We start from the raw sequence: 13898 nt of genomic DNA, 5'->3' as shown, positions 1-13898 counted from the left end.
GCCTGCGGCCTCCCCCCCCCTGAGGATATTCAGGCCAGGATGAAAGGCATCAGAACGGCAGGTCGCCAGCCTCGTGCGCGGGCGAGATAAAGCCCGCGACCACCTTCTTGGTGCCAGCCTTGTCGAATGCGACCTCCAGCTTGTCGCCCTCTATGCCGATGACGGTGCCGTAACCGAATTTCTGATGGAATACACGGTCTTGCAGGGCGTAGGCCGAAACTGCCTGAAGGTCGATGGTCATGTTTCGGCTTTCGCGCGGCTGCGACATCGGGCGCTGACCCGCGCGATCCTGCAGGCGCTTCCAGCCCGGCGAATTGTAGACATCGGCCCGCGTCGCGCGCTCCTCGATCCGCGAGCCACCGAAGGCGGGTGCCGCCGCGCCGAAGCCGCCGCCGTAAAGGCCGGGCGGGGTCAGCACCTCGACATGGGCGCCGGGCAGTTCGTCGATGAAACGCGAAGGCAACTGGCTTTGCCACTGGCCATAGACCCTGCGATTGGCGGCAAAGCTGACGGTGCAGAGCCGTTCGGCGCGGGTGATCCCGACGTAAGCCAGACGGCGCTCCTCCTCCAGCCCCTTCTGGCCGCTTTCATCCATGCTGCGCTGGCTTGGGAACAACCCGTCCTCCCATCCGGGCAGATAGACCACCGGGAACTCCAGCCCCTTGGCGGCATGCAGCGTCATGATGGTGACCTTCTCGGCCGCCTCTTCAGTTTCATTATCCATGATCAGCGCGACGTGTTCGAGAAAGCCTTGCAGGCTGTCGAACTGTTCCAGCGCCTTCACCAGTTCCTTGAGGTTTTCCAGACGACCCGGTGCCTCGGGCGTCTTGTCGTTCTGCCACATCGAAACATAGCCGGATTCTTCAAGAATCACCTCGGCCAGCCGGACATGCGAATGATCGCGCGCGGGCGCCGTTTCGGGCAGCAGCGGCTCCAGCACCGCATCTGCAACCTCGGGGCGGCTGTTGACCACGGTGTCGTGCCAGCGGTCCACCCCATCGACGAAGGCACGCAACTGCCCGGCGCCCTTGCCGCCGATCCCGCCCCGCGCCAGCAACTCGCGCGCGCCTTCCAGCAGGCTGACACCATTTTCGCGGGCCGCCCGCTGGATTTCCTGCTGCGCCTTGTCGCCAAGGCCGCGTTTGGGGGTGTTCACCACCCGCTCGAACGCCAGATCGTCGTCGGGGCTGACGGCGAGCCGGAAATAGGCCATGGCGTCGCGAATTTCGAGCCGTTCATAGAATCGCGGGCCGCCAATGACGCGATAGGGCAGCCCGATGGTGAGGAAACGATCCTCGAAGGCACGCATCTGGTGGCTGGCGCGGACGAGAATCGCCTGATCGTTCAGCCCGAAAGGCCCGAGCCCGCGTGTGCCGCGTTGCAGCGCCTCGATCTCGTCGCCGATCCAGCGCGCCTCTTCCTCCCCGTCCCAATGGCCGATGAGGCGCAGTTTTTCGCCGCCCTCTGCCTCGGTCCAGAGTGTCTTGCCCAGACGCCCGGCATTGGAGGCGATCACACCCGAGGCGGCGGCGAGAATATGTTCGGTGGAGCGGTAGTTCTGTTCCAGGCGGATCACCTGCGCGCCCGGAAAATCCTTTTCAAACCGCAGGATATTGCCCACCTCGGCGCCGCGCCAACCGTAGATCGACTGGTCGTCATCGCCCACGCAGCAGATGTTGCGATGACCCTGGGCCAGCAGGCGCAGCCACAGATACTGCGCGACGTTGGTATCCTGATATTCGTCGACAAGGATATAGCGGAACCAGCGCTGGTACTGCGTCAGGATGTCGGCATGGGCCTGAAAGATGGTGACGCAATGCAGCAGCAGATCGCCGAAATCGCAGGCATTCAGGCTGCGCAGGCGCGCCTGATACTGATCATAAAGCTCGGTCCCGCGGTTGTTGAACCCGGCGGCTTCGGACGAGGGCACCTTTTCCGGCGTCCAGGCGCGGTTCTTCCAATGGTCGATCAACCCGGCCAGCTGCCGCGCGGGCCAGCGCTTTTCGTCCAGATTTGCCGCGACGATCAATTGCTTGAGCAGGCGAAGCTGGTCGTCCGTATCCAGAATGGTGAAGTTGGATTTCAGCCCCACCAGTTCGGCATGGCGGCGCAGGATCTTCACGCTGACGGAATGGAAAGTGCCCATCCAGGGCATGCCCTCCACCTGCCCCAGCATCCGGCCCACGCGGTCTTTCATCTCGCGCGCAGCCTTGTTGGTGAAGGTCACGGCCAGAATCTCATTCGGCCGCGCCTTGCCGGTGGCCAGCAGATGCACGATACGCGAGGTCAGCGCCTTGGTTTTGCCAGTTCCCGCCCCGGCCAGCATCAGGACAGGGCCATCCACCGCCAGCACGGCGGCGCGCTGTGCAGGGTTCAGATCGTCCAGATAGGGTGCGGGCCGCGCTGCCATGGCACGCTGCGACAGGGGAATGGCGGCTTCGAAAGCCTCTGAATCATCATATCCGCTCATATCCGCAAGATAGACGTGCAGGTCGGCCTTGGGAAGCCTGTGTTCCACCAATGTTCCGCCAATTCTGCATATTCCAGAATCTTTAAGCCCCGAAGTTTGCAATTGCAAAGCCCTCCTGAATATTTCGCAAAACTTTGCATTGACGTCGGTTCCTGCCCTTGCGCTGCATCGCAGCACCCCTAAAGTGACCGCGCCGTGCAGAGCTTCGGGGAGGAACAGATGACCGAATTTCGCAAGATCCTGATCGCCAACCGAGGCGAAATCGCTATTCGCGTGATGCGCGCCGCGAACGAGATGGGCAAGAAGACGGTCGCCGTCTATGCCGAAGAGGACAAGCTGTCTCTGCACCGCTTCAAGGCCGATGAGGCCTATCTGATCGGTCAGGGCATGTCGCCGGTGGGCGCCTACCTGAGCATCCCGGAAATTATCCGCGTGGCCAAGCTTGCGGGCGCGGATGCCATCCATCCCGGCTACGGGCTTCTGTCGGAAAACCCCGATTTCGTCGAAGCCTGCGAAGCCAATGGCATCACCTTCATCGGCCCGCGCGCCGAAACCATGCGGGCGCTTGGCGACAAGGCCAGTGCCCGGCGCGTGGCCGTGGCAGCTGGTGTGCCGGTCATCCCTGCGACCGAGGTTCTGGGCAACGACTTTGACGCGATCCGCGCCGAGGCGGCAGAGATCGGCTTTCCGCTGATGCTCAAAGCCTCCTGGGGCGGCGGCGGGCGCGGCATGCGGCCGATCCTGAACGCCGAGGAACTGGAGGCCAAGGTCCTGGAGGGCCGCCGCGAGGCGGAGGCCGCCTTTGGCAATGGCGAGGGCTATCTGGAAAAGATGATCCAGCGCGCCCGCCACGTCGAGGTGCAGATCCTTGGCGACAAGCATGGCGAGATCTACCACCTCTACGAACGTGACTGCACCGTGCAGCGCCGCAACCAGAAGGTCGTCGAACGCGCGCCCGCGCCGTATCTCAACGATGAGCAGCGCGCCGAGATCTGCGAACTCGGCCGCAAGATCTGCGCCCATGTGAATTACGAATGCGCCGGCACCGTCGAATTCCTGATGGATATGGACGAGGGCAAGTTCTACTTCATCGAGGTGAACCCCCGCGTGCAGGTGGAACACACCGTCACCGAAGAGGTCACGGGCATCGACATCGTACAGGCGCAGATCCTGATCGCCGAGGGCAAGACGCTGGCGGAAGCCACCGGCGTGACCAGCCAGGACGGCGTGCGGCTGAACGGCCATGCCCTGCAATGCCGGGTGACCACCGAAGACCCGCAGAACAACTTCATCCCCGATTATGGCCGGATCACCGCCTACCGCAGCGCCACCGGCAACGGTATCCGTCTGGACGGTGGCACCGCCTATTCCGGCTCGGTCGTGACGCGCTATTACGATTCGCTGCTGGTGAAGGTGACGGCGCATGCGCAGACGCCCGACAAGGCGATTCACCGGATGGATCGTGCGCTGCGCGAGTTCCGTATCCGGGGCGTCAGCACGAATATCGAATTCGTCATCAACCTGCTGAAACACCCGGTGTTCCTGAACGACACCTACACGACGAAATTCATCGACACAACGCCGGATCTGTTCCAGTTCCGCAAACGCCGTGACCGGGCGACCAAGATCCTGACCTATATCGCCGACATCACGGTGAACGGGCATCCCGAAACCGCCGGACGCCCGAAACCGGCGGCTGAAGTGAAAACGCCGAAGGCCCCCGCCCCGCGCACGGAGCCCGCGATGGGCACCCGCAACCTGCTGGAACAAAAGGGCCCGCAGGCCGTGGCGGACTGGATGCGCGCCCAGACCAAGGTGCTGATCACCGACACCACCATGCGCGACGGGCACCAGAGCCTGCTGGCCACCCGCATGCGCTCCATCGACATGATCCGCGTGGCACCCAGCTATGCCGCCAACCTGCCGCAGTTGTTCAGCGTGGAATGCTGGGGCGGCGCCACCTTCGACGTGGCTTACCGGTTCCTCCAGGAATGCCCGTGGCAGCGCCTGCGTGACCTGCGCGCCGCCATGCCCAACCTGATGACGCAGATGCTGCTGCGCGCCTCCAACGGCGTGGGCTACACCAACTATCCCGACAATGTGGTGCAGGCCTTCGTCAGGCAGGCCGCCGAGACCGGGGTGGATGTGTTCCGCGTGTTCGACAGCCTGAACTGGGTCGAAAACATGCGCGTCGCCATGGATGCGGTGATCGAGGCGAACAAGGTCTGCGAAGGCACGATCTGCTATACCGGCGATCTGCTGGACCCGGCGCGCGCCAAATATGACCTGAAATACTATGTCGGCATGGCGAAGGAACTGAAGGCCGCAGGCGCGCATGTGCTGGGCCTGAAGGATATGGCGGGTCTTTTGAAGCCCGCTGCCGCCCGCGTTCTCGTCAAGACACTGAAGCAGGAGGTCGGTCTGCCGATCCACTTCCACACCCACGACACCAGCGGCGCGGCGGCGGCGACCATCCTCGCCGCCTGCGATGCGGGCGTGGATGCGGTGGATGCGGCGATGGACGCCTTCTCGGGCGGCACCTCGCAGCCCTGCCTCGGGTCCATCGTCGAGGCGCTACGCCATACCGAACGCGACACCGGGCTGGACATCGGCGCGATCCGCGACATCTCGAACTACTGGGAGCATGTGCGCGCGCAATATGCTGCCTTCGAAAGCGGCCTCGCCTCGCCCGCATCCGAGGTGTACCTGCACGAAATGCCCGGCGGGCAGTTCACCAACCTCAAGGCACAGGCTCGCAGCCTCGGGCTGGAGGAACGCTGGCCCGAGGTGGCGCAGGCCTATGCTGATGCCAACCAGATGTTCGGTGATATCGTGAAGGTCACGCCCTCGTCAAAGGTCGTTGGCGACATGGCGCTGATGATGGTGGCACAGGGCCTGTCGCGCGGTCAGGTCGAAGACCCGGCCGTTGATGTGGCGTTCCCCGATTCGGTCGTGGACATGATGAAGGGTAATCTGGGCCAACCGCATGGCGGCTGGCCTGCGGGTATCCAGAAGAAGGTTCTGAAGGGCGAAAAGCCGCAGACCGCGCGTCCCGGCCTTGGTATGGCGCCCGTGGATCTGGAAGAAACGCGGGCGAAACTTTCGGCCGAACTGAACGGCTTCACCGTCGATGACGAGGATCTGAACGGCTATCTGATGTATCCGAAGGTCTTTCTGGATTACATGGGCCGCCACCGGCTTTACGGCCCGGTCCGCACCCTGCCGACCCAGACGTTCTTCTACGGCATGCAACCCGGAGACGAGATCACCGCCGAGATCGACCCCGGCAAGACGCTGGAAATCCGCCTGCAAGCCGTGGGCGAAACTGGCGAGGATGGCGAGGCGAAGGTGTTCTTCGAACTGAACGGCCAGCCCCGCGTGATCCGGGTGCCGAACCGCGCGGTGAAGGCGAAGACCGCCGCCAAACCCAAGGCGGATTCCGCTAATGCCAACCACATCGGTGCGCCGATGCCCGGCTCCATCGCCTCGGTTGCCGTCACGCCGGGCCAGAAGGTCCGGGCGGGTGATCTGCTGCTCACCATCGAGGCGATGAAGATGGAAACCGGCCTGCACGCCGACCGCGAGGCCACCGTGAAGGCGATCCACGTCACGCCTGGCAGTCAGATCGACGCCAAGGATCTGCTGATCGAACTGGAATGACAAAGGGGGCCGAAAGGCCCCCTTTTCCGTTCCGGCCGTGCTGTGGCCAGATCAGGCCCGGTGTCAGGCCCTGTCATCGAAGAAGCGGTTCACTTCCTTCTCGGCCTCTTCCTTCGAGCGCCCATAGCGCTCCTGCACAAGCCCGGCGAGCTTGTCCTTGTGGCCCTCGATGCGGTCCAGCTCGTCATCGGTGAGCTTGCCCCACATGATCTTGGCCTCGCCCTTCAGTTGCTTCCATTTGCCGGCAATCTGATCGCTGTTCATGGTGCATTCCTTTCGGGTTTCGTACGGCAGGTCATCTACCGTCGCTGTGCCTGTACAACGGCAAGCCGCCGCATCCGGTTCCCGCCGACGCGCCGATACGCGGGCACCGGATCGCCACCCCGCTGCCCGCGCAGAAATTTTTCTGACCCCCGCGTTTTTCCCCTTGCGCCCTCCGCGCCCCCGGACTAAATCCGCCTCCACCGAACCGGCAGCGCGGGCGTAGCTCAGGGGTAGAGCATAACCTTGCCAAGGTTAGGGTCGTGAGTTCGAATCTCATCGCCCGCTCCAGTTCGGACCGATTGTTGCGCGGGCGTAGCTCAGGGGTAGAGCATAACCTTGCCAAGGTTAGGGTCGTGAGTTCGAATCTCATCGCCCGCTCCAATCGAAAAACGGGCCGCCTTCGGGCGGCCTTTTTCGTTTTCCACACCCAGCCGTCCTGCCCGGCCCGGAATCCCTTCCCCCATGCCCGCCCCCGTCCTATAAGGCCCCCGAAGCAAATGCCGGAGAGCCCCATGCGTAAGGCCGAAGTCACCCGCAGCACCTCGGAAACCGAGATCGCGCTGTCCATCAACCTCGACGGGACGGGCCGCTACGACATGCAGTCGGGTGTCGGGTTCTTCGATCACATGATGGATCAGCTTTCGCGCCATTCGCTGATCGACATGACCCTGCGCGCCAGGGGCGACCTGCATATCGATGACCACCACACGGTTGAGGATACCGGCATCGCGCTGGGTCAGGCGCTGGTGCAGGCACTGGGCGACAAGAAGGGCATCCGCCGCTATGGCGAATGCAGCCTGCCGATGGATGACGCGCAGGTGCATTGCGCGCTGGATCTCTCCGGCCGCCCCTTCCTCGTCTGGAATGTCACCTTCCCCAGCCAGAAGATCGGCACATTCGATACCGAACTGGTGCGCGAATTCTTTCAGGCGCTCGCCACGCATGGCGGCATCACCCTGCACATCGACATGCGCCACGGCGTGAACAGCCACCACATCGCCGAGGCCGCCTTCAAGGCCGTGGCCCGCGCCCTGCGCATGGCGGTGGAGACCGATCCGCGCAAGGCCGACGAAATCCCTTCGACCAAGGGAAAGCTGTAACCCCGCCTCACCGGAGTTCGGCTTTCATCTGTTCCTAAATATCCCCGCCGGAGGCTCCCGCCGCCTCCGCCCGCGCCACAGCCGGAAAGGAAGCGCCATGCTCACCGTCCTCGTCGATTACGACAGCGGCAACCTGCATTCCGCCGAAAAGGCGTTTCAGCGTATGGCGGCGGAAACCGGCGCGGGCGAGGTCATCGTGACATCGCGCCCCGAGGACGTCGCCCGGGCCGACCGGATCGTCCTGCCGGGGGATGGCGCCTTCCCGGCCTGCCGCCGCGCGTTGGGCGATCATGGCGGCCTCTTCGAGGCCATTGCCGAAGCCGTGCGCGTGAAGGGTCGTCCCTTCATGGGCATCTGCGTCGGCATGCAGATGATGGCGACCTGGGGCCGCGAATACGAAGACACCCCGGGTTTCGACTGGATCGGCGGCGAGGTCACCCGCATCACCCCCGCCGACCCGCATCTGAAAGTGCCGCATATGGGCTGGAACGATCTGGTGATCGACCATCCGCATCCGGTGCTCGATGGTATCGCCACCGGCGATCATGCGTATTTCGTGCACAGCTACGCCTTCCGCGTGGCCAACCTGGCGGAACGGCTGGCGCATGTCGACTACGCGGGCGACATCACCGCCATCATCGGCGCGGGCACCATGGTCGGCACCCAGTTCCACCCCGAGAAATCGCAGGCCGTGGGTCTGCGCATCATCGGCAACTTCCTGCGTTGGGCGCCATGAGCGATCTGGGCGCCATCCTCGACCGGATCGGCGCCGAAATGGCGGCGGCCCCTGACCGGGGCCGCGTCGCCGATTACATCCCCGAGCTTGCCCGCATCTCGGACCGCCACTTCGCCATGGCCGTCTGCACCGCCGACGGGCAGACCTTCACCACCGGCGAAGCCGACACGCCCTTTTCCATCCAGTCGGTCAGCAAGGTCTTCACCCTTGCCATCGCGCTGGGGCGGCTGGGCGATCAGCTCTGGACACGGGTCGGGCGCGAGCCTTCGGGGCTCGCCTTCAATTCCATGGTCCAGTTGGAATATGAACGCGGCATCCCGCGCAATCCCTTCATCAACGCGGGCGCCATTGTCGTGACCGATGCGATCCTCGCCGGGCACAAGCCGCGGGAATTGCTGGGCGAAATTCTGCGCTTTCTGCGCGAGGCGGCGGGCGAGGACGACATCCACATCAACAAGGCCGTGGCGGCCTCGGAACAGGCGACCGGGCATCGCAACCTTGCACTCGCGCATTTCATGGCGGCACATGGCAATCTGCTGCATGCGCCAGAACTGACCTGCGGCACCTATTTCCACCAATGCGCCATCGAGATGTCTGCACGGCAGCTTGCCCTCGCCGGACGCTTCCTGATCGGCGCGCCGGACCTGCCGCGCATGCTGGCGCCCGGCCGCACCCGGCGCATCAACGCGCTGATGATGACCTGCGGCCATTACGACGGCTCAGGCGAATTCGCCTATCGCGTGGGCCTGCCCGGCAAATCCGGTGTGGGCGGCGGGATTCTGGTGGTGGCACCCGGCCGCGCCTCGATCGCCGTCTGGTCTCCGGGGCTGAACACGCAAGGAAATTCGCAGCTTGGCACGCTGGCGGTGGAGCGGCTGGCGCGCGCGACCGGCTGGTCGGTCTTCGGCTAGGCGGGCCGCTTCGCCACCGCCCAAAGCCCCAGCGCGATCAGCGCGAATCCGGCGAAATGCTGCGGACCCAGCCGCGTGCCCAGCACCAGCGCCCCCAACGCTGCCGCGCTGACCGGAATGAGGAAGGTCACCAGCATCAGGTTCACCGCCCCGGCCGTCACCAGCAGCCGGAAATAGAGCGCATAGGCCAGCGCGGTAGACAGAACCCCGATCCCCGCCACCGCCGCCCAGACCTGCGCGGGCGGCATCGCCAGCCGCCAGGGCGCATCGACTGCCAGCCAGACCGGCAACAGGATCACCGTCGCCGCCGTCACCTGCCCGAAGGCTGCCTGCAAGGGCGGCACACCCATCTCGCGGAACCGCCGCCCCCAAAGCCCGGCGAAGGCGTAGCTCAGCGCCGCCGCCAGACAGGCGATCATCGCAGGCAGCGCCCCCGCACCGCCCCCGGCCATCACCGCCACCCCCGCAATCCCCGCCGCCACGCCGCCGAGCCGCCGCGCCGTCAGCGGCTCGGCCCCGGCCAAATGGGCGACCACGACACCCCACAGCGGGGTCGTGGCGTTCAGGATGGCGGCCAGCGCGCCGCTGATCTCGCCCTGCGCGAAGGCGAACAGGCAAAAGGGCACCACATTGTTCAGAAAGCCCATGACGGCCAGCGCCCGCCACACCGCCCAGCCCCGCGGCAACCGCCCGCGGAGCATCACCGCCAGCGCCAGCGCGCCCAGCGCCACCCGGCCCCAGACCACCGAAAACGGCGGCAGCCCGGTCAGCGCGATTTCGACAAAGAAGAAAGACCCGCCCCACAGCACCGAAAGCGCAATCAGGCGGGCCCAGTCATCGGATTTCATGCCAAACTCCATGGTCTGGCCCGATGTCGCAGCACCGGGCCGCAAGGGGCGACCCGGTTCCTGCTCATTTCACGCGCTTCCAGTCCTGCGACTTGCACAGAAGCCCGCCCGCCACGCATCCGGCCAGCTTCATCGCATTGCCCGAGACATTCATCTTGCCCGAATAGACCTTGTTGTTCGACGGCCGCCAGACCTGGCCCTCGTATTTGCCGCCACCGACCGGCACCATGTCGATGACGATCTTCTTGCCGATATTCTCGGATTTGTATTCAGCGCCATCCTTGAAGGTCCGGCTGATCTTGCCGCAGAAGGCATTGCCACAAGGCGCGATGGTAACATGGGCATAGGCCCCGTCATCCACCTGCGTCTGCCACACCCCTTCCACCGGATCGGCGGATGCCGCACCGGCCAGCCCGACAAGGGCCGCCGCCAAAAGATAAGTCCGCATGGGTTCCTCCTCCCCTTCGATGCCGCGATCATCGGCCCGGCACCACGATTCCCGCAAGCGTGACGCTACGGCCCCCGCTTCGCCCTTGCCGTCACGTCGCCCGCATGCCAAACCGCGCGCGACCCGCATCCCGCATACGGAGCCCGCCATGATCCTCTATCCCGCGATCGACCTGAAAGATGGCCAGTGCGTGCGCCTCCTGCGCGGCGAGATGTCGGCAGCGACGGTGTTCGGCGACGATCCGGCCGCACAGGCCGCGAAGTTCGAGGCCTCGGGCTGCGAATGGCTCCACCTCGTCGATCTGAACGGCGCCTTCGCCGGTCAGCCGGTCAATGCCGCGGCGGTGGAGGCGATCCTCGCCCGCTGCACCGTGCCCGCACAGCTCGGCGGCGGCATCCGCGATATGGCAACCATCGGCATGTGGCTGGAAAAGGGCCTGTCGCGCGTCATCCTCGGCACCGTGGCGGTGGAAAATCCGGCGCTGGTGCGCGAGGCCGCGCGCGCCTTCCCCGGCAAGGTTGCGGTCGGCATCGACGCGCGCAAGGGTTTTGTCGCCACCAAAGGCTGGGCTGAAGAGACTGACGTCCAGGCAACCGACCTCGCCCGCAGCTTTGAAGACGCCGGTGTCGCCGCCATCATCTACACCGACATCGACCGCGACGGCGCCATGCAGGGCCCGAATATCGAAGCGACCGAAGCCCTCGCGCGTGCTGTCACCATTCCCGTCATCGCCTCGGGCGGCGTCTCGCGCATGGAAGACCTGATCGCGCTGCGCGACACCGGCGTCATCGCCGGCGCCATCTCGGGCCGCGCGCTTTATGATGGCGCCATCGACCTCGCCACCGCCCTCCTTGCCCTGAAAGCCTGATGATTTTCTGTCCGAAAATATCCTCGGGGGGTGAGGCCGCAGGCCGAGGGGGGCAGACAGCCCCCCTTCCCACATCTCCCGCCCCGCGCTAAGGTCCGGCCATGCTGAAAACCCGCATCATCCCCTGCCTCGACGTGGCCGATGGCCGCGTGGTGAAAGGCGTGAATTTCGTCAACCTGATCGACGCAGGCGACCCGGTCGAGGCCGCGCGCGCCTATGATGCGGCGGGGGCGGACGAGCTTTGTTTCCTCGACATCCACGCCACGCATGAAAATCGCGGCACGATGTTCGATCTGGTCACCCGCACGGCCGAGCAATGCTTCATCCCGCTGACCGTAGGCGGCGGCGTGCGCAGCCATGCCGATGTGCGGGCGCTTCTGCTGGCGGGGGCCGACAAGGTGTCATTCAACTCCGCCGCCGTGGCCAACCCCGACGTGGTGGCCGAAGCGGCAGATCGTTTCGGCAGCCAGTGCATCGTCGTCGCCATCGACGCCAAGACCGTCGAGCCGGGCCGGTGGGAGATCTTCACTCATGGCGGGCGCAAACCCACCGGCATCGACGCGGTGGAATTTGCCCGCACGGTCGAGGCGAAGGGCGCGGGCGAGATCCTGCTGACCTCGATGGACCGCGACGGCACCAAGGGCGGCTACAACCTGCCGCTGACCCGCGCCATCGCCGATGCGGTGAACGTGCCGGTCATCGCCTCGGGCGGCGTCGGCAACTTGGACCATCTGGTCGAGGGCGTCACCAAAGGCGGCGCCAGCGCGGTGCTGGCTGCCTCGATCTTCCACTTCGGCGAATATACCATTGGCGAGGCCAAGGCCCATATGGCCGCCGCCGGTATCCCGGTGAGGCTGACATGAGCACGCTGCACGATCTTGCCGCCACCATCCTCTCCCGCAAGGGGGCCGACCCCGAAAGCTCGTGGACGGCGAAGCTTCTTGCCAAAGGCCCCGAGAAATGCGCCGAGAAATTCGGCGAGGAGGCGGTAGAAGCGATCATCGAGGCGGTGAAGGGTGACCGCGCCAGGCTGACCGCCGAGGCGGCGGATGTGCTGTATCACCTGCTGGTGATGCTCGCCGCCCGCGACGTGACGCTGGCGGATGTGGAGGCAGAACTCGCGCGGCGCGAAGGCACTTCGGGCCTCGCCGAGAAGGCCGCGCGCGGGTAAGGGCTTACGCCCCAGCCCCGCGCAGCGCCGTAACCAATGCAGCCATATCCTCGGGCAGCGGCGCCTCGAACTGCAATTCCTCGCCCGTCACCGGATGGATGAAGCCCAGCGTCGCCGCATGCAGCGCCTGACGCGGGAAGGCATTGGCCAGATCAGCCGCCGCCTCGCCCACCGCCTTGGCCGCCACCCGGCGCTTGCCGCCATAGGTCTGGTCGCCGATGAGGCCATGCCCGGCATGGGCCATATGCACGCGGATCTGATGGGTCCGCCCGGTTTCCAGCCAGCATTCCACCAAACTCGCCACTTCGGGCGTGCCATAGGCTTCCAGCACCCGCACGCGGGTCACCGCATGGCGGCCCTCGTTCCACACCACTGCCTGCCGCTGCCGGTCGGTGCGGTGACGGGCCAGATGGGTGGCAATCTTCAGGATGCCGCCGGATTCGAAGCTTACGCCCCGCATCCCGCGCAGGCGCGGATCGGCGGCGGAAGGCGCGCCATTGACCACGGCGAGGTAATGGCGGTTCACCGTATGCTTTTCAAACTGCGCGGCCAGCCCGTGATGCGCCCGGTCGCTTTTGGCGACAACCAGCAGACCCGAGGTATCCTTGTCGATCCGGTGCACGATACCGGGACGGCGCTCGCCCCCCACGCCCGACAGCGTGTCACCGCAATGATGCAGCAACGCATTGACCAGCGTGCCGCTGTAAGACCCCGGCGCGGGGTGGACCACCATCCCCACTGGTTTGTTGATCACGATCAGGTCGGCATCTTCCCAGATGACCTCCAGCGGGATGTCCTCGGCCAGAGTATCCGCCTCGGCCACATGGCCCACCGCAAGGTCATAGGCCTCGCCCTCGGCCACCTTCGTCTTGGGATCGGTCACCGCCACACCGTCGCGCATGACATCGCCCGCCGCGATCATCTTCATCAGACGCGAGCGCGACAGGGCGGCTTCCTCTGGCACCTCGCGCGCCAGTGCCTTATCCAGTCGGTCAGGCGGGTTTTCCCCGATCACCACACGCAGCAGCCCGCCTTCGGGCGCGTCATCGTCATCTTCAAGGGGCCGGGACATGGATGATACCTCGGATAAGCTGGAACTGCCGCCCAGCCTGCGCTGGCTGAAATGGCTGGTGACGGCGCTGACCGTTACCCTGATCCTCGGCGTCATAACCATCGTGGGCCTGCTTGTCACCCGCCTGCCGCTGGGCGTGACCCCGGTGGCCGACTTTCCGGCCAGCCTCGCCCTGCCCGCAGGCGCGAAACCCGAGGCCATCACCCGGGGACCCGGCTGGATCGGCGTCGTCACCACCGACGGGCGGATGTTCGTCTTTGCGCCCGACGGGGCGCTGAGACAGGAAATCACGATCCGCCGCTAAGGCAAAACCGACGTAGGCACGTCGCCGGGGGCATTGCCCCGCAGGC

The 13898-nt window shown here is 65.4% G+C and carries 13 protein-coding genes and 2 tRNA genes; 10 read left to right on the top strand and 5 right to left on the bottom strand.

What is annotated here, in order from left to right:
- Window positions 1-49: 49 nt before the first annotated feature.
- Window positions 50-2470 carry an ATP-dependent helicase gene (locus C8N34_RS13650; protein ID WP_054302283.1) on the bottom strand — a complete coding sequence of 807 codons (2421 nt, stop codon included), beginning with the start codon at window positions 2468-2470 and terminating at the stop codon, window positions 50-52.
- Window positions 2471-2689: 219 nt separating this feature from the next.
- Here C8N34_RS13650 and C8N34_RS13645 point away from each other — a divergent pair, with 219 nt between their 5' ends.
- Window positions 2690-6130: a pyruvate carboxylase gene (locus tag C8N34_RS13645; RefSeq protein WP_054302235.1), complete on the top strand. Its 3441-nt coding sequence runs from the start codon at window positions 2690-2692 to the stop codon at window positions 6128-6130.
- Between the two features lie 63 nt (window positions 6131-6193).
- Here the strand turns inward: C8N34_RS13645 and C8N34_RS13640 are convergent, their stop codons facing one another.
- Window positions 6194-6394, bottom strand: coding sequence for a CsbD family protein (locus C8N34_RS13640; RefSeq protein ID WP_054302236.1), 201 nt, complete (start codon window positions 6392-6394; stop codon window positions 6194-6196).
- A gap of 213 nt (window positions 6395-6607) precedes the next feature.
- Between C8N34_RS13640 and C8N34_RS13635 the strand changes: the two genes are divergently transcribed.
- The 5 genes from C8N34_RS13635 to C8N34_RS13615 all read left to right on the top strand — a co-directional run bounded on the left by C8N34_RS13635 (window position 6608) and on the right by C8N34_RS13615 (window position 9141).
- Window positions 6608-6682, top strand: a tRNA-Gly gene (locus tag C8N34_RS13635).
- An 18-nt stretch (window positions 6683-6700) separates the two neighbouring features.
- Window positions 6701-6775: transfer RNA gene (locus C8N34_RS13630), tRNA-Gly, on the top strand.
- A 131-nt stretch (window positions 6776-6906) separates the two neighbouring features.
- Entirely contained in the window at window positions 6907-7494 is a 588-nt protein-coding gene (gene hisB, locus C8N34_RS13625; RefSeq protein WP_054302237.1) for an imidazoleglycerol-phosphate dehydratase HisB, read from the top strand.
- Between the two features lie 97 nt (window positions 7495-7591).
- The gene (gene hisH / locus C8N34_RS13620) at window positions 7592-8230 is read left to right on the top strand and encodes an imidazole glycerol phosphate synthase subunit HisH (protein WP_108129283.1); all 639 of its coding nucleotides are present in this window, start codon (window positions 7592-7594) and stop codon (window positions 8228-8230) included.
- Complete coding sequence (locus tag C8N34_RS13615) at window positions 8227-9141, top strand: glutaminase (RefSeq protein ID WP_108129407.1); 915 nt, start codon at window positions 8227-8229, stop codon at window positions 9139-9141. Before hisH ends, C8N34_RS13615 begins: the two co-directional genes overlap by 4 nt.
- On the opposite strand, the gene C8N34_RS13610 is transcribed toward C8N34_RS13615, so the two are convergent.
- Window positions 9138-9989: a DMT family transporter gene (locus C8N34_RS13610; RefSeq protein ID WP_108129408.1), complete on the bottom strand. Its 852-nt coding sequence runs from the start codon at window positions 9987-9989 to the stop codon at window positions 9138-9140. The genes C8N34_RS13615 and C8N34_RS13610 overlap by 4 nt on opposite strands.
- A 64-nt stretch (window positions 9990-10053) precedes the next feature.
- Window positions 10054-10437, bottom strand: coding sequence for a DUF2147 domain-containing protein (locus tag C8N34_RS13605; protein WP_054302240.1), 384 nt, complete (start codon window positions 10435-10437; stop codon window positions 10054-10056).
- 148 nt (window positions 10438-10585) lie between these two features.
- Between C8N34_RS13605 and hisA the strand changes: the two genes are divergently transcribed.
- The 3 genes from hisA to C8N34_RS13590 all read left to right on the top strand — a co-directional run bounded on the left by hisA (window position 10586) and on the right by C8N34_RS13590 (window position 12476).
- A complete protein-coding gene (hisA, locus tag C8N34_RS13600) occupies window positions 10586-11305 on the top strand; it encodes a 1-(5-phosphoribosyl)-5-[(5-phosphoribosylamino)methylideneamino]imidazole-4-carboxamide isomerase (protein ID WP_108129282.1) in 720 nt (239 codons plus the stop codon).
- Window positions 11306-11406: 101 nt separating this feature from the next.
- Window positions 11407-12168, top strand: coding sequence for an imidazole glycerol phosphate synthase subunit HisF (gene hisF, locus C8N34_RS13595; protein ID WP_108129281.1), 762 nt, complete (start codon window positions 11407-11409; stop codon window positions 12166-12168).
- Complete coding sequence (locus C8N34_RS13590; protein ID WP_054302243.1) at window positions 12165-12476, top strand: phosphoribosyl-ATP diphosphatase; 312 nt, start codon at window positions 12165-12167, stop codon at window positions 12474-12476. Before hisF ends, C8N34_RS13590 begins: the two co-directional genes overlap by 4 nt.
- 4 nt (window positions 12477-12480) lie before the next feature.
- On the opposite strand, the gene C8N34_RS13585 is transcribed toward C8N34_RS13590, so the two are convergent.
- On the bottom strand, window positions 12481-13548 hold the full coding sequence (locus tag C8N34_RS13585; protein ID WP_054302244.1) for an RluA family pseudouridine synthase: 1068 nt from the start codon (window positions 13546-13548) through the stop codon (window positions 12481-12483).
- Between C8N34_RS13585 and C8N34_RS13580 the strand changes: the two genes are divergently transcribed.
- Entirely contained in the window at window positions 13547-13852 is a 306-nt protein-coding gene (locus tag C8N34_RS13580) for a DUF6476 family protein (protein WP_054302245.1), read from the top strand. The two genes, C8N34_RS13585 and C8N34_RS13580, sit on opposite strands and share 2 nt — an antisense overlap.
- Window positions 13853-13898: the final 46 nt, after the last annotated feature.

Source organism: Gemmobacter caeni (assembly GCF_003054195.1).
Taxonomy (GTDB): Bacteria; Pseudomonadota; Alphaproteobacteria; order Rhodobacterales; family Rhodobacteraceae; genus Gemmobacter; species Gemmobacter caeni.
Note: the sequence above shows the minus strand (reverse complement) of the source record. Positions and strands in the feature narration are given on the sequence as shown.